The sequence below is a fragment of the Ornithinimicrobium carbonis genome, from assembly GCF_977012275.1.
This window is the reverse complement of sequence record NZ_OZ348993.1, coordinates 3,087,846-3,103,236: the sequence shown is the minus strand read 5'-3', so window position 1 is coordinate 3,103,236 and position 15,391 is coordinate 3,087,846. Positions and strand designations below refer to the sequence as shown.

Genomic DNA, 15,391 nt, shown 5'->3' with positions numbered 1-15,391 from the left:
GTGGCCGGCTCAGGCGCCGGTCCACTGCCCCCGCTGCTGCAGCACGTCCTTGAGCACGTCGGCCCGGTCGGTCATGATGCCGTCGACGCGCAGGTCCAGCAGCCGGTGCATCTCGGCGGGGTCGTCGATCGTCCACACGTGGACGAACCGGCCGACCTCGTGCGCCGCGTCCACGGTGGTGGGCGTGACCACCGGGATCCCGCGGTGCTCCGGCGGCACCTGCAGGCCGTCCACCCGGCGGAGGCTGCGGGCAACCACCGTGGCGCGGATGAGCGGCGGCAGCTCGGCCGCGGCCCGGAACGAGGCCGTGCTGCGCTGGCCCGCGGAGGTGGCCACCGGTCGGGTGAGCCGCATGACGGCGGCGTCGCGACGCTGGTCGGAGAAGCTCGTCACGCACACCCGGTCGTGCGCGCGCGTGCGCTCGATGACACGCACCAGCGGCAGGATGGCCCCCGGGCTCTTGATGTCGATGTTGACGCGCAGCTCGGGCCAGGAGCCGAGCAGGTCCTCCAGCTGCGGCACGCGCTCGGTCCCGGCGATGCGCGCCCGCGAGACCTCCCGCCAGGACAGCTCGGGGATCGCGCCGCGACGGTCGGTCACCCGGTCCAGCGTCTCGTCGTGGAAGGCGACGACGACGCCGTCTCGGGTCGCGTGCACGTCGGTCTCGACGTAGCGGTAGCCCAGGGCGACCGCCGCCTCGAAGGCGGGCAGGGAGTTCTCCAACCCCGTCCCGGTGTCGTCGAACCCCCGGTGGGCCATGGCGATCGGACCGGTGTGGTCCAGGTATGCCGTGCGCACCCTTGGAGACTAACGCGCGAGGGGTCCGGTTCCCCGGCAGGTGCGCCGGTCGGACGGGGGAAGAGACGTCATACCAGCCCCGAGCGGTAGGCGTGGACCACGGCCTGCAGGCGGTCCCGGGCGGGCAGCTTCTGCAGGATGTGGGCCACGTGGCTCTTGACGGTGGCCAGCTCGACGACCAGCCGCCCGGCGATCTCGCTGTTGGACAGGCCCTGGCACATGAGCGCGAGCACCTCGCGCTCGCGCTCGGTGAGGCGGTCCAGCCCCGGGCGGGGCGCCCCCGCGTGGCTGCTGACGAAGTGCGCGGCGACCCTGGTGAGCACGCCCGGGGTGAGCACGGCCTCGCCGGCGGCGCAGGCGTGCACGGCGGCGATGAGCTCGCGCGCGTCGGCCGTCTTGAGGAGGAAGCCGTGGGCGCCGGCCTGCATCGCCCCCGCGACGTACTCGTCGAGGTCGAACATCGTCAGCACGAGGATGCGCACCTCCGGCAGCACGCGCAGCAGCTCGGTGGTGGTGCGCACCCCGTTCCAGCCGGGCATCTCCACGTCCATGAAGACCAGGTCGGGCCGGCGCGCGAGCGCCACCCGCACCGCCTCGGCCCCGTCGCCGGCCTCGCCGACCACCTCGATCCCCGGGTCGCTGGAGAGGACCATCGACAGCCCGGCCCGCATCGAGGCGTGGTCGTCCACGATCATGACCCGCACCGTCATCCGCCCACCTCCTCGGTCCGCGCCGCCCCGGGCAGGGCGGGCAGGAAGGCTTCGACCCGGAACCCTCCCCGGTCGGTGTCGCCACCCGCCTCGAGGGTCCCGCCGGCCAGCGCGACCCGTTCACGCAGTCCCACCATGCCGTACCGCCGGTCCGAGCGCCCGCCGGGACCGGGCCCGTCGTCGTGCACGAGGAGCCAGGTGCCCTCGGCGGTGGAGCGCACCCGGACGCGCACGTCGGCCCCGGGGGCGTGCTGCATGGCGTTGGTGAGCGCCTCCTGCAGGACGCGGTAGACGACGTCCATCCGGGCGGGTGGAGGTTCGCCCAGGACCGTCAGCTCGACCGTGCCGCCGGTGGCGCGCACCCGTGCCACGAGCGCCTCCACGTCGGCGACGGTGCGCGGTCCCGGGGCGGGCATCTCGGGGAACCGGTCGAGCGGGGTGAGCTCGCGCAGCGCCTCCTCGCTCGTGGCCACGACGTCCCGCAGCGCCCGGTCCCGGGCCGCCGGTGTCGGGGCCACCTCCAGCACGTTGAGCTGCATGGAGATGAGGCCGACGCTGTGGGAGACCACGTCGTGCAGCTCGCGGGCCACCCGCACCCGCTCGGCCGTCACCGCCCTGGCCACCTCGCGGTCCGTACGAGACTGCACCTCCCGCGCGGCCGCGGCGGTGGCGGCCGACCGGCGCAGGGTCACGGCGCGGAGGAGACCGCCGGCCAGCGCCACGACCACCACGGCGACGGTGGCCACGACCCCCAGCGCAGGCTCCTGCCCGCGCGTGGCCAGGACGGTGGTGGCCAGGAGGAGGGCGGCCCCCAGCTCCGCCCTCCCCGGCGTCCGGGCTGCGGTGCGCCACAGGACGACCCCGACGCCCCGCACCATCCACACCCCCGACATCACCGGTGCCCCGAGCCAGAACCCCACCGCGAAGACCAGGGACTGCACCACAGCCGTGAGGACGGGAGCGGTCGTGACTCCCAGGAACGCCGCGGCGGCCAGCACGGTGACCAGGACCACCGCCGGGTCGACGGCCCCCTGCCGGGTGCTCGTGTTGAGCCAGGCCTCGAACGCGCCGAGCAGGACGATGGCCACGGTCTCCACCACGTCGCGCCGGGGCGGCCTCCAGGACCTGTGCGCGGCGTCCGCACCCGGTCCCCGGCGGGTGGCTCCGTGTCGCCCCACGGTGGTGCCGTCGGCATCGCCGTCGCCGTCGCCGACGACGGGGTCCGTCTCCTCGGCCACGCGCAGGATGCCCAGCAGCCGACGCAGCTCGCTGGTGGCGACCTGCGTCCTGGTCCGCAGCGCCCCGACCTGCCGGTCCCAGGCCTCGGTCCGCCCGCCCCCGTCGGACAGGGCCGCCATCGCCCCGTCCCGGACCTGGGTCAGGGTGTCGACCAGCACGCCCCGGATGTCCACGGCCAGCCGCTGGCGCTCCTCGCGGACGGCCCGGTCCGCCAGCGCCCGGGCCGGGACGCCGGCCCTCTGCCGGAGCCGGTCCTCCTCCTCGCGCACGGCCCGGCGGGCGGCGACCAGGTCCATGAGGACCAGCGCCGCCAGGGACCAGACGTAGACGGCCGCGAGCCAGAGCAGCAGCGGCTGCTCCGGCTCGGTGACGAGGGTGAGAGTGGCCAGGCCCAGGCCCAGCAGCAGCGCCGTCCCGGCCCGCACCGCCGTGAGGCGGGGGACGAACCTCGCTCGAGCCATCTCACCTCACTTCGACGGGACTCCGGCCCAGGATTGCCCAGCCCCCCGAGACCGGGCAAGCCTGGGCCGGACGTGCGGTGGTCCGGCTCGGTCGACCTCAGCAGTCGTACGACTCGGCTCCGGCGACGTAGGTCGCCACCATCTGGTCCGGCAGGGGCGACGGAGCTCCGAAGTACTCCAGGCCCTTGCCGTTGGCCCCGTTGGGGTTCATCCGGCCCTTCCCCTTGGGGTCGCCGATCGTCATCTTGTCGAAGATCTTGATACCCACAGGCAGCCCGGCCTCCTCGAGCGCGGCGTACCCTGCGTCGGCCGCACCGGGGCACGCGGCGACGTAGCCCGGGTTGCCCTCCTCGTCCGGGAACGAGGCTCCCATCTCCGCCGAGACGACGAACCAGTTGGGCGAGCTCGGGCCGTTGAGGTTGTACATCGGGATGAAGCAGTGGTGGGCCGAGGCGGACCCGGCGGCCATCGCGACGGCTGCGGTGCCGGCTGCGGTGGCGAGGAGGCCTCGACGGAGCATGCGGTTCATGGGTGTTCCTTCCGGAGCGGGGCGACCCGGCGTCGCCCGCTGCACCCAGTCCACCGCCCCCGCGACCCGGAGCACGACCCCCACGGGGACGATCGTGCTCCACCGGTCGGACGATCCAGGTCCGCCGCAGGGATGACGGAACGGTCACCCGTCGACTACCGCAGGCGCAGCGGACCGTCCTCCGGCGGCGGGGGAGACGGCTCGCCGACCTCGCCGAACGGCTCCACCCCCCGCTCCGCGACGGCCAGCTGGGCGCTGGGCCGCCACGTCGTCGGGAAGTCGGCCCGGGCCGCGGCCCGGGTCAGGGTGACGTCGTCCAGCGGCGCCCGCGAGGCCACCAGCACCACGTTGCCGAACCGCTTTCCCTTGGCCACCTCCCGCAGGATCAGCTGGCCCACCTGCGGCAGCTCGGTGCGCAGGGTGGCCCCCAGCCGGGTGACCCACCTCAGCCCGGGGGAGTCGGCCGCGTTGACGAGCAGCAGCCCGTCGGGGGCGAGCACCCGGGAGACCTCCCGTGCCCACCGGCGGCCGGTCAGACCGGCGGGCAGCCGTCCCCCGTCGTAGGCGTCCACCACGACGACGTCGGCCGACCCGTCCCGCAGGGCGGCGACCCCGTCCTCCCCGGTGACCGGCCGGACCCGGATCCGGTGGCCCCGGGGCAACGGGAGCTCGCGGCGCACCAGCTCGGTCAGGGGCACGTCCGGTTCCAGCACGATCTGGGGGGACCCCGGGTGCACCCGGTGCACCCAGCGCGCGAGCGTCATACCCGCGCCTCCCACGTGCGTGACCGCCAGCGGTGCCGGGTCGGGGCGCAGCGCCTCCAGCACGAGCGCGAACTGCTGGACGTACTCGAAGACGAGCAGGAGCGGGTCGTCGGGGTCGACGTAGGACTGCGGGTGCCCGTCGCGCACGACGGTCGCCCCGCCCCGCTCGTCCCAGACGATGCTCATCGGGTATGCCGTCGCCCGCCCCCGCGCCGGTGCGCGGCTCAGATGTCGCGGAAGGTCTGGATCTGGGCGCCGAGGGCGTTGAGCCGGGTGGCCAGGTCCTCGTAGCCGCGGTTGATGACGTAGACGTTGCGCAGCACCGAGACGCCGGGCGCGGCCAGCATCGCCAGGAGGATGACGACGCCGGGGCGCAGGGCCGGCGGGCACATGATCTCGCCGGCGCGCCACTTCGTCGGACCCTCGATCATCACCCGGTGCGGATCCATCAGGTGGACCTTGGCTCCGAGGGTGGTGAGCTCGGTGAGGTAGATGGCGCGGTTCTCGTAGACCCAGTCGTGGATGAGCGTCGACCCCTGCGCGCACGCCGCGATGATCGCGAAGAACGGCAGGTTGTCGATGTTCAGGCCGGGGAAGGGCAGCGGGTGGATCTTGTCCAGCGGCGCCTTCAGCGGGCCGGGCACCGTGCGCAGGTCGACGAGCCGCGTCACCCCGTTGGCCGAGGTGTACTCCTCGGTGAGCTCGCACTCGAAGCCCATCGTGTCCAGGACGGCCAGCTCGATCTCCATGAACTCGATCGGCACCCGCCTGATGGTGATCTCGCTGCCGGTGACGACCGCGGCGGCCAGCAGGCTCATCGCCTCGATCGGGTCCTCGGAGGGGGAGTACTCGATGTCCTGGTCGATGTGCTCGATGCCGGTGACGGTCAGCGTGGTGGTGCCCAGACCCTCGATCGTCACGCCGAGCTGCTGCAGGAAGACGCACAGGTCCTGGACCATGTAGTTGGACGAGGCGTTGCGGATGACCGTGGTCCCCGGGTGCCGGGCGGCCGCGAGCAGGACGTTCTCAGTGACCGTGTCGCCGCGCTCGGTCAGGACGATGGGACGCTGCGGGCTGGCGGTGCGGTCCACCGACACGTGGTAGGACCCGGTCGTCGCCGTGACGTCGATCCCGAAGTGCCGCAGCGCGATCATGTGCGGTTCGACCGTCCGCGTGCCGAGGTCGCAGCCGCCGGCGTAGGGCAGCTCGAAGGTCTCGAACTCGTGCATGAGCGGACCCAGGAACATGATGATCGTGCGGGTGCGCCGGGCGGCCGTCTCGTCGATGGAGTCGAGGTCGATCTTCTCCGGCGGGCAGATCTCCAGGTCGGAGGAGTCGGGCAGCCAGCGGATCTTGAAGCCGATCGAGGTGAGCACCTCGGTGATCCGGTTGACCTCCTCGATCCGGGCGAGGTTGCGCAGGGTGGTGCGCCCCTTGTTGAGCAGGGAGGCGCACAGGAGCGCGACGGCGGCGTTCTTGGAGGTGCGCACGTCGATCTCGCCGGTGAGCTTGACGCCCCCGGTGATGCGCAGGTTCTGGGGGACGCCGGAGGAGACCTGGACGATCTCGGAGTCCAGCTTCTCCCCGATGCGGGCGATCATCTCCAGGGACAGGTTCTGCTTGCCCTGCTCGATCCGGGCTACGGCACTCTGGCTCGTGCCCAGGAGCTGCGCGAGCTCGGCCTGGGTGAGGTCCTTGTGCCGTCGGGCGTCGCGGATCAGACCGCCGATGCGGGAGAGGTAGCTCTCAGTCATGACGGCCACTGTAGATCACATATATGAGATAGGCATGAGGGCTCACGGGCCGGCCGGGACCGGGTTCAGACCGTCCGCAGCGCCTGCTCGACCACCGGGACGACCAGCTCGCGCTGCCACGGGCGCGCGCCCAGCTCGGCGAAGGCGGCGTCGAGCGCGTCCGGGGTGGCCGGGTGCGGCGGCTCCCACAGGACCCGGCGCACCAGGTCGGGCGTCATGAGGTTCTCCACCGGGACGTCCACCCGCCCGGACAGCTCCGCCAGACCGCTGCGGGCCCGGTCGAGCCGGGCCGCGGCCTCGGGGTCGCGGTCCGCCCAGGCCCGCGCCGGCGGGGGTCCGTCGGGGCGGGGCGACGGCGGGGGGAGCTCGTCCTCGGGCAGCTCGGCGGCACGGCGCAGGGCGTCCAGCCAGACGCGCTGGTGCCGGGCCAGGCCCTGGTCGGCGCGGCGCTGCCGGGCGTGGCCGCGCTCGGCCTTGCCCCCGACCAGGTCCGCGGCGTGGCGGGGCAGCCGCGCGGCCAGGTCCACGAGGGTGGCGTCCGGCAGGATGCGGCCCGGCGGGACGTCCCGCTCGCGGGCGATCCGGTCCCGCTCGAGCCAGAGCTCGCGCAGCGCGGCGGCCTGTCGGGGACGGCGGGCGCGCTGCGCGCCGCTGGTGCGGCGCCAGGCGTCCTCGTCGTCGCGCTGGGGCCCGACGAAGTCGACGAGAGCCTCGAACTCCTGCCGCGCCCACTCCAGCTTGCCCTGCTCGGTCAGGTCGCGCTCCATCCGGTCCCGCAGGTCGACGAGCAGCTCCACGTCGAGGGCGGCGTAGCGCAACCAGGGTTCGGGGAGGGGGCGGGTGGACCAGTCCACGGCCGAGTGCTCCTTGGCGAGGGTGACACCGAGGTAGTACTCGAGAGAGGCGGACAGCCCCACCCGGGGCAGGCCGGCGATCCGCGCGCCGAGCTCGGTGTCGAAGAGGCTGCCGGGGCGCAGCCCCACCTCCGCCAGGCACGGGATGTCCTGGGTGGCCGCGTGCAGCACCCACTCGACCCCGTCGAGGGCGTCGGCGACGGGGGAGAGGTCCTCGAGGGCGACCGGGTCGACCAGCCAGGTGCCCGCTCCCTCGCGGCGCAGCTGCACCAGGTAGGCCCGCTGCCCGTAGCGGTGGCCGGAGGCCCGCTCGGCGTCGATCGCGACCGGACCGCCGGCACCGGCCAGCGCGTCGGCCAGCTCGGTCAGCTGCGCGGGCGTCTCGACGACGTGGGGCACCCCCTCGACGGGCGCGTCGAGGGGCTCGAAGTCCTCGGTCCCGGCCTCGCGGTCGAGCTCCTCGCCCCGGTCCGTCGGGCGGCCTGCGCTCACCGGCGGATCCCGCTCAGTGCGACGACGCCCTCCGGCAGCGGGGGCAGGCCGGCCAGGGTGCACAGCAGGTCGCCCCAGGCGCCCAGGTGGGCGGCGGTCTCCTCGGCCTCGCGCCCGGGGGTCAGCACCGGCGTCCAGGAGGCGCGCAGCTCCAGCTCCACGGTGGGCGGCCGGTCGACGAGGGCCCCGAAGCTCTCCGAGGTCACGCAGGTGACGGTGCCGGCCGGGGCGGCCCACGTCAGGTCGGCGGCCTCGAGGGAGTCGGTGAGCCAGGACCAGCCGGCCTGCCCCGCGAGCGGGTCGTGGCCGACCTCCGGCTCCATCTCGGCCTTGGCGTAGCTGACGATCCGCCACGGGCCCTCCCAGGGCTCGGGGCAGGAGGGGTCGTGCAGGAGGACGAAGCGGCCGGTCGCGACGGCGTCGTCGTCCTCGGTCAGGTAGCTGGGGACGACCTCCCCGGAGAGGGCCACCGCCTGCGGCGCCAGCCGGGTCGGGGCCGGCACCTCCTCGAGCTGCAGCTCGGGACGCGTCGTGGCCAGGCGGATGCCCTCCAGGGCCAGCGCGAACGGGGAGACGGCAGAGGCCCCGGAGGTCCCGGCCGGCGCGGACGAGCGGCCCGCGGTCCCCGACCGCGGGCGAGGTCCGGTTCCGCGGCTCACCACCTCTCCACAGTAGGACGCCCCGGGGTGCGCCGGCGGGAGGCGAGGCCGCTCGCGTGTCCGGGACCGGGCCGCCGGTGCCGCCGCAGCCCCGTGGCAGACTTCCCCGGGTGACCAGCCCCAGCCCGCAGACGGCCGACAGCGTCCTCGTCCGCGCCGCCCGCCGGCGGCCGGTGCCCCACACCCCGGTGTGGTTCATGCGGCAGGCGGGACGCTCCCTGCCGGAGTACCGCGCGGTCCGCGCCGACGTCCCCATGCTGCAGTCCTGCCGCACGCCGGAGCTGGTCACCGAGATCACGCTGCAGCCGGTCCGCCGCCACGGCGTCGACGCCGCGATCTTCTTCAGCGACATCGTCGTCCCGCTCCAGGCCGTGGGCCTGGACCTGGACATCGTCCCCGGGACGGGTCCCGTCGTGGCCGAGCCGGTGCGCACCCGGGCGGACCTGGACCGGCTGCCCGAGCTCACCCCCGAGCACGTGCCGGACATCGCCGAGTCGGTGGGCCTGCTCGTCGCCGAGCTCGGGAGCACCCCGCTCATCGGCTTCGCCGGCGCTCCGTTCACCCTGGCCTCCTACCTCGTCGAGGGGGGACCGTCGAAGAACCACGAGCGCACCAAGGCCCTCATGCACGGCGACCCCCAGCTGTGGCACGACCTGTGCACCCGGCTCGCGCAGATCTCGCTGGCCTTCCTGCGGGTGCAGGCGGACGCCGGGGCCTCGGCGGTGCAGCTCTTCGACTCCTGGGCGGGCCACCTGTCCCGGGCGGACTACGCGCGCCTCGTGGAGCCGCACAGCCGCACCGTCCTGGAGGGGATGGCCGCCTCGCATCCCGGGCTGCCGCGCATCCACTTCGGGGTGGGCACGGGCGAGCTGCTGCCGCAGATGGCCGAGGCGGGCGCCGACGTCGTCGGCGTGGACTACCGCGTCAGCCTGGCCGACGCGGTCGAGCGGACCGGGGGACGGTATGCCGTGCAGGGCAACCTGGACCCGGCGCTGCTCTTCGCCCCGTGGGAGGCGCTGGAGCGGCGGGTCCGGGAGATCGTCGAGGAGGGCCGGCAGGCCCCGGGGCACATCTTCAACCTCGGCCACGGTGTGCTGCCCGCCACCGACCCGGACGTGCTCACCCGCGTCGTGGAGCTGGTGCACGAGGTCTCCCGGCGCTGAGCTCCCGGGTGCCGGCCGGCGGCCGGCTCAGCGGTCGCCGAGGAAACCGTCCGGCGTGACCGGCAGGGCCCGCTTGTGGGCCGTACGGCGGTACCACCCCAGGATCGTCGCCTCGTCCTCGGCGGAGACGTCCTGGCCCTCGAGGTAGTCGTCGATCGCGACGTAGCTCACGCCCAGGGCCTCCTCGTCGGACAGCAGCGGCCGGTCGCTCTCCAGGTCGGCCGTCGGCACCTTGTCGACGAGGGCGTCCGGGGCGCCCAGCTCGCGTCCCAGGTCGCGCACCCTGCGCTTGGGCAGGCCGAAGAGCGGGGTGACGTCGGCCGCGCCGTCGCCGAACTTGGTGTAGAAGCCGACGAGCGCCTCGGCAGCCTGGTCGGTGCCCAGGACCAGCATCCCGCGGACCCCGGCGAGGGCGTACTGGGTGACCATGCGGTGGCGGGCCTTGACGTTGCCCTTGTGGTACTCGTCGACGTCGTCGTGGACGTCCAGGCCTGCGTCGAGCAGGGCCTGCCAGTGCGCGTCCACGCCGGGCCCGATGTCGATGGTCATCACCTCGTCGGGGCCGATGAACTCCAGCGCGGCCCGGGCGTCGTCCTCGTCGGCCTGTACCCGGTAGGGCAGCCGGACGGCCACGAAGGCCGCCTCCAGCCCCTCCTGGCGCACCCGCTCACAGGCGAGCTGGGCCAGCCTGCCGCCCACCGTGGAGTCCACCCCGCCGCTGATGCCGAGCACGTAGCCCTTGGTGCCCGTCCGGCGCAGGTACTCCGCGAGGAAGGAGATGCGCCGCTCGGTCTCGGCGGCGGCGTCGAAGGTGTCCGGGTCGACGACCTCGAGGGCCTTCCGGATCTCGTCCTGGGTCTGTCGGTCGGTCATGCCGTCAACCCTAGTCAGGGACGGGGGTGAGACGCTGGGCCGATGACGTCCTACCTCGTGCTCGGCGGCGGGATCAGCGGTCTGGCGGCCGCCGAGGAGATCCTGAGTCGCGACCCCTCGGCCGAGCTCACCGTGCTGGAGGGGTCGGACCGGGTCGGCGGGAAGATCCGGGCCGGGTCCGTCGCCGGGGTGACCGTGGACGTGGGGGCCGAGGCGGTGCTGGTCCGACGGCCGGAGGCGGTGGCGCTGATGGAGCTTGTCGGACTGGCCCAGCACGTCGTCCACCCCACCGGCGCCCCGGCCCGGATCTGGTCCCGCGGCCGTCTGCACCGCATCCCGCCGCGCACGCTCATGGGGGTGCCCGCCGACCCCGGGACCCTGCACGGACTGCTCACCGAGGAGGAGGTGGACCGCGCCCGGCACGAGGTGGTGGGCGGCACGGTGCGGCCCGACGCCGAGGACACCTCGGTCGGCGAGCTCGTCGGCTCCACCCTGGGGCCCGCCGTCGTGGACCGGCTGGTCGAACCGCTCCTCGGCGGGGTGTACGCCGGGTCGGCCGACCTGCTGTCCGCGGCGTCGACGCTCCCGGCACTCCTGGCCGCCGCCCGGTCGGGCCAGCCGCTGCTCGAGGCGGTCGCTCGCGCCGTCCCGGCCGGAGGAGGCACGCAGTCGGCCGCCCCCCGTCCGGTCTTCGCCACGCTCGACGGGGGCCTGCACCGGCTGCCCTCCGCCCTGGCGCAGTCCCTGGCGCGGCGCGGGGCGCGCGTCCTGCTGGGCACCGTGGCCCGCGAGCTGCACCGCCACCCCGACGGGGGCTGGCAGGTGGTGACGGGACCGCGGCCCGCTCCCACGACATACCTGGCGGACCGGGTCGTGCTCGCCGTCCCCGCCGCGCCCGCGGCCCGGTTGCTGCACCCGGTCGCGCCGGACGCGGCGGAGCTGCTGGGCCAGGTCGAGACGGCGTCGATGGCGGTGGTGACCCTCGCCTACCGCAGCCAGGAGCTGGGCGAGCTGGACGGGTCCGGCTTCCTCGTGCCACCGGTGGACGGGCGCACGGTCAAGGCGTCGACCTTCAGCGCGGACAAGTGGGCCTGGGTGCGGGAGGCGGGCCGGGGGGCCGGTCCGTCGGGAGAGGACCTGAGCATCCTGCGCGTCTCGGTGGGCCGGCACCGGGAGGAGGCGACCCTGCAGGTGCCCGACGCCGACCTGGTCGAGGTCTGCCGCAGGGAGCTGGCGCAGGCGCTCGGCCGGGACCTGCCGGCACCGGTCGACGTCGACGTGCGACGGTGGGGCGGAGGGCTGCCGCAGCACGCCGTCGGGCACGGCCGACGGATCGAGCACGTCCGGGCCGCGCTCTCGGAGGTGCCGGGACTGGCGGCCTGCGGGGCCGCCTTCGACGGCGTGGGCATCCCCGCCTGCATCGCCTCCGCGGGGCGGGCCGTCGACGAGCTGGGATGACCCCCCGGGCGGCGGAGGGCAGCGTGGCGGGACACAATGGGCGACCATGACGTCCTACACGCCCCCCACCCCTGAGCAGGTCGACGAGATCAACTCCACGGTGCGCTACGCGGCCTACTCCGTCTTCCGCGCCGGCGCCCCGCTGCCGCACGAGCGGGAGGGGATCGTGGCCGAGGTCGACCGCCTCTTCGCCGAGCTGGGCGACGACGGTCTCGTGGTGCGCGGCGTCTACGACGTCTCCGCCCTCCGGGCCGACGCGGACGTCATGGTCTGGTGGCACGCCGAGGAGGTCGAGACCGTGCAGCGGGCCTACCAGCGGCTGCGGCGCACCGAGCTCGGTCGCCACCTGGACCCGGTGTGGTCGGTCGTGGGGATGCACCGGCCGGCGGAGTTCAACCGCGGCCACGTGCCCGCCTTCCTCTCCGGCCACGAGCCGGGGAGGTACCTGTGCGTCTACCCCTTCGTGCGCTCCTACGAGTGGTACATCCTCGACCCCGCCGAGCGGGGCCGGATGCTGCGCGAGCACGGCCAGGCCGCGGCGGACTACAAGGACGTGCTGGCCAACACCATCTCGGCCTTCGGGCTGGGGGACTACGAGTGGTTGCTGGCGTTCGAGGCCGAGGAGCTGCACCGCATCGTGGACCTGATGCGCGACCTGCGGGCCACCGACGCGCGCCTGCACGTGCGCGAGGAGGTGCCCTTCTTCACCGGCCCGCGGGTGGAGCTCGCCGACCTGGTCGACTCGCTCCCCTGAACGGGGCGCGGCACGGCATACCCTCGGGCCCATGGTCTCCCGCACCCGCTCGGCGCGCTCCTCGCGCCGACGGGCGCGGCGCATGGCGCGGGTGGAGCACGACCTCGCACCGGCCCAGTGGGCGGCGCTGCTGGAGGTCTGGGGCGGGTGCGCCTACTGCGGCGCGCCGCCGGTGGGGCTGCAGAAGGACTGCCTGCTGCCGATCTCACGGGGCGGGCGGTACACGCTGGAGAACGTCGTGCCCGCCTGCCGGTCGTGCAACGCGAGCAAGTGCTCCACCGAGGTCACCGTGTGGCTGCGGCGCAAGAAGATGGACGAGCGGGCGTTCCTGGTCCGGCATGCCGAGCTGAGGAGAGCCGTGGCCGACCGGCTGGCCGACCACGGCCCCAAGACCGGCTGAACCGCGCTCAGGCCTGCTCGTCGCCGGCCGGCTGCAGGGTCATGGCGATCGAGTTCATGCAGTAGCGCAGGTCGGTGGGGGTCTCGTAGCCCTCGCCCTCGAAGACGTGCCCCAGGTGCGAGCCGCAGGAGCCGCAGCGCACCTCGGTGCGGGTGCGGCCCAGCGAGTCGTCCTTGATGTACTGGACCCGGTCCTCGGCGAGCGGGGCGTAGAAGCTCGGCCAGCCGCAGTGCGACTCGAACTTGGTCTCGGAGCGGAAGAGCTCGGCCCCGCACGCGCGGCAGCTGTAGACGCCCTCGGTCGTGGTGTTCGTGTACTCACCGACGAACGGTCGCTCGGTGCCGGCCTCGCGCAGGACGTGGTACTCCTCCGGCGTCAGCTGCGCCTTCCACTCCTCCTCGGGACGGACGGTGGGGTAGGCGGTCGCGCCCTTGGCGGCGTCGGTGGCGGGGGTGCTGTGGTGGTGGGCCATGTCGTGGTCAACGACGTGGGGGCGCAGTTGTTCCCGGGCGGCGCGGCGGGCGCGTCGCCCGGGAACGGAGCACCGGAGGGCCGATGATCAGGCTCGGCCCCGGCTCACGGCATCCGCCACCGGTCCTGGGACCGGTAGCTGCCGGTGTAACCGGCCTTTCCGTCGAGGCTCAGGTCTCCGAGATCGCCGCTGACTGTGGCCCTGCTCGCCGTCCGGGTGGCCCTGAAGGAGAAGGACTCACCGGTCTCCCCGTCCCTGAACGTATAGGTCTGCGTCTCCCGGGAGGACTTGCCGTAGGGGGTCAGGCTCACGTCGAGCGGCACGATGGTCGCCGTCTCATTCCCCTCCCCGGTCTCCTCGTCCCAGGAGAAGGCATTCATCCGCAGGTCGCCGACCACGGCGGTGGTGGCGTTCTTGCCCTTGCCGGTCGATACGTCGAGGTCCCCGCCGTCGAACCACACGTCGGCGACGTAGGTGCAGCCCTCGGCGTCGTCGCCGGGGGCGGCCCCGTCCTCGCACTGGAAAGCGCTGGCACCGCCCATGGCCCAGTCACCGAAGATCTCCAGGGAGCCAAAGGCGAGGTAGTTGCCGGGAATGGCGTCGGACGCCTCGGGACCGGTCAGGTCGATCGAGGCGAAGGTGCCCGAGGACCGGACGTGTCCGGCCTCTCCGGCGCTGGCAGGCAGGACCGCGCCCGCGACGAGCGGGGCGGCGAGGAGGGCGGTGGTGAGGGTGCGGGCGGTGGTTCGCATCTGGTTCCCCTTTGAACCTAGGGCCGTCACCTGGGACGGCCCGTCAAGTCAGGTGCCGAGCGGCACCTGCTGCTGAGCATTCCGTCGAAACCACCCGCTGTGTTGCACCGCACGCACGGTGATCTTGGTCACACCGTGTGCCGTGGGGCAGTCGGTAGGTTACGGACATGCCCGAGGCCATGACCCTGACCGCTCCCGGACCCGGCGGCGACGACCGTCAGGTGCGTCTCTCCAGCCCCGACAAGGTCGTCTGGCCGGCCACCGACCGTGGTGCCGCGATCACCAAGGCCGACCTGGCGGCATACCTGCAGGCCGTCGCGGAGCCGATGCTGCGCGGGCTGGCCGACCGCCCCGTGACCCTGCAGCGCGTGCGCGGAGGCATCGAGGGGGAGGAGTTCTACTCCAAGAACCCGCCGAAGGGGGTCCCGGAGTGGTCGCGCACGACGATGGTCACCTACCCCAGCGGGCGCAGCCACCCCCAGCTGGTCGTCGACGACCTGGCCACCCTGCTGTGGACCGCGCAGATGGGCACGGTCACCTGGCACCCGTGGCCGGTGCGCACGGGGGACAACGACCACCCCGACGAGGTCCGGGTCGACCTGGACCCCCAGCCGGGCCGCAGCTACCGCGACGTCGTGGAGGCCGCCCACGGCCTGCGCGAGGTCATGACCGAGGTGGGGCTGCGACCGTTCGTCAAGACGACCGGCAGCCGGGGCGTGCACGTCTTCGCCTCGGTCCGGCCGACGCTGGAGTTCCTCGACGTGCGCCACGCCGTCATCGCGATCGCCCGGGAGCTGGAGCGTCGCCACCCCGACCTGGTGACGACCGCGTGGTGGAAGGAGGAGCGGGGGGAGCGGATCTTCGTCGACTACAACCAGGCGACCCGCGACCGGACCCTGGCGGCGGCGTGGAGCCCGCGTATCCTGCCCGGGGCGCCGGTGTCGGTCCCGGTCTCCTGGGAGCAGCTGGACGAGGTCGACCCGACCACGCTCGCGGTCCACACCGTGCCCGGGTGGCTGGCCGAGCACGGCGACGCCTGGGCCGGTCTGCACGAGGACCCGGCCGACCTCGCCGCCGCGCACGCCCTGTGGGAGGCCGACCTGGAGCGCGGCCTGGGCGAGCTGAGCTTTCCTCCGGACCACCCCAAGATGCCGGGGGAGCCGCCGAGGGTGCAGCCGAGCAAGAAGGTCGCCGAGCACTGGGACGAGGAGGGCAACCGCGTGGAGCCTCCGCAGCGTCGGTCGGATCGGGCAGACTGA

Annotated in this window: 16 protein-coding genes; 5 read left to right on the top strand and 11 right to left on the bottom strand. The window is 74.0% G+C overall.

Translation table 11 applies throughout. The features are described from left to right. Positions 1-9 precede the first annotated feature (9 nt). The 8 genes from ACWHYA_RS14255 to ACWHYA_RS14220 all read right to left on the bottom strand — a co-directional run bounded on the left by ACWHYA_RS14255 (position 10) and on the right by ACWHYA_RS14220 (position 8,260). The gene (locus ACWHYA_RS14255) at positions 10-798 is read right to left on the bottom strand and encodes a glycerophosphodiester phosphodiesterase (protein WP_425942719.1); all 789 of its coding nucleotides are present in this window, start codon (positions 796-798) and stop codon (positions 10-12) included. Between the two features lie 68 nt (positions 799-866). Beyond that, entirely contained in the window at positions 867-1,508 is a 642-nt protein-coding gene (locus tag ACWHYA_RS14250) for a response regulator (RefSeq protein ID WP_425942718.1), read from the bottom strand. Beyond that, complete coding sequence (locus tag ACWHYA_RS14245) at positions 1,505-3,208, bottom strand: sensor histidine kinase (RefSeq protein WP_425942717.1); 1,704 nt, start codon at positions 3,206-3,208, stop codon at positions 1,505-1,507. The genes ACWHYA_RS14250 and ACWHYA_RS14245 overlap by 4 nt, the downstream gene beginning before the upstream one ends. Positions 3,209-3,305: 97 nt before the next feature. Next, positions 3,306-3,737 carry a hypothetical protein gene (locus tag ACWHYA_RS14240; RefSeq protein WP_425942716.1) on the bottom strand — a complete coding sequence of 144 codons (432 nt, stop codon included), beginning with the start codon at positions 3,735-3,737 and terminating at the stop codon, positions 3,306-3,308. A gap of 155 nt (positions 3,738-3,892) precedes the next feature. Beyond that, positions 3,893-4,687, bottom strand: a complete 795-nt coding sequence (locus ACWHYA_RS14235) for a spermidine synthase (RefSeq protein ID WP_425942715.1) — start codon at positions 4,685-4,687, stop codon at positions 3,893-3,895. 38 nt (positions 4,688-4,725) lie between these two features. After that, on the bottom strand, positions 4,726-6,255 hold the full coding sequence (locus tag ACWHYA_RS14230; protein ID WP_425942714.1) for a helix-turn-helix domain-containing protein: 1,530 nt from the start codon (positions 6,253-6,255) through the stop codon (positions 4,726-4,728). 65 nt (positions 6,256-6,320) lie between these two features. Beyond that, positions 6,321-7,601 carry an HRDC domain-containing protein gene (locus tag ACWHYA_RS14225; protein WP_425942713.1) on the bottom strand — a complete coding sequence of 427 codons (1,281 nt, stop codon included), beginning with the start codon at positions 7,599-7,601 and terminating at the stop codon, positions 6,321-6,323. After that, entirely contained in the window at positions 7,598-8,260 is a 663-nt protein-coding gene (locus tag ACWHYA_RS14220) for a DUF3000 domain-containing protein (RefSeq protein WP_426948813.1), read from the bottom strand. Before ACWHYA_RS14220 ends, ACWHYA_RS14225 begins: the two co-directional genes overlap by 4 nt. A 110-nt stretch (positions 8,261-8,370) precedes the next feature. Between ACWHYA_RS14220 and hemE the strand changes: the two genes are divergently transcribed. After that, on the top strand, positions 8,371-9,423 hold the full coding sequence (gene hemE, locus ACWHYA_RS14215; protein WP_425942711.1) for a uroporphyrinogen decarboxylase: 1,053 nt from the start codon (positions 8,371-8,373) through the stop codon (positions 9,421-9,423). 27 nt (positions 9,424-9,450) lie between these two features. Here hemE and nadE read toward each other — a convergent pair whose 3' ends face one another. Beyond that, positions 9,451-10,296, bottom strand: coding sequence for an ammonia-dependent NAD(+) synthetase (gene nadE / locus ACWHYA_RS14210; protein ID WP_425942710.1), 846 nt, complete (start codon positions 10,294-10,296; stop codon positions 9,451-9,453). A gap of 42 nt (positions 10,297-10,338) precedes the next feature. On the opposite strand from nadE, the gene hemG reads away from it, so the two are divergent. The 3 genes from hemG to ACWHYA_RS14195 are packed head-to-tail and all read left to right on the top strand — an operon-like array spanning position 10,339 to position 12,908. Next, positions 10,339-11,754: a protoporphyrinogen oxidase gene (hemG, locus tag ACWHYA_RS14205; RefSeq protein ID WP_425942709.1), complete on the top strand. Its 1,416-nt coding sequence runs from the start codon at positions 10,339-10,341 to the stop codon at positions 11,752-11,754. Positions 11,755-11,800: 46 nt separating this feature from the next. Then, the gene (hemQ, locus tag ACWHYA_RS14200; protein WP_425942708.1) at positions 11,801-12,508 is read left to right on the top strand and encodes a hydrogen peroxide-dependent heme synthase; all 708 of its coding nucleotides are present in this window, start codon (positions 11,801-11,803) and stop codon (positions 12,506-12,508) included. Positions 12,509-12,539: 31 nt separating this feature from the next. Further along, complete coding sequence (locus tag ACWHYA_RS14195; RefSeq protein WP_425942707.1) at positions 12,540-12,908, top strand: HNH endonuclease; 369 nt, start codon at positions 12,540-12,542, stop codon at positions 12,906-12,908. Between the two features lie 7 nt (positions 12,909-12,915). Here the strand turns inward: ACWHYA_RS14195 and msrB are convergent, their stop codons facing one another. Further along, positions 12,916-13,380 (bottom strand): peptide-methionine (R)-S-oxide reductase MsrB, encoded by a 465-nt coding sequence (msrB, locus tag ACWHYA_RS14190; protein WP_425942706.1) that lies wholly within the window; start codon positions 13,378-13,380, stop codon positions 12,916-12,918. 104 nt (positions 13,381-13,484) lie between these two features. Continuing rightward, complete coding sequence (locus ACWHYA_RS14185; protein ID WP_425942705.1) at positions 13,485-14,132, bottom strand: hypothetical protein; 648 nt, start codon at positions 14,130-14,132, stop codon at positions 13,485-13,487. Positions 14,133-14,299: 167 nt separating this feature from the next. Between ACWHYA_RS14185 and ligD the strand changes: the two genes are divergently transcribed. After that, positions 14,300-15,391 carry a non-homologous end-joining DNA ligase gene (ligD, locus tag ACWHYA_RS14180; protein WP_425942704.1) on the top strand — a complete coding sequence of 364 codons (1,092 nt, stop codon included), beginning with the start codon at positions 14,300-14,302 and terminating at the stop codon, positions 15,389-15,391.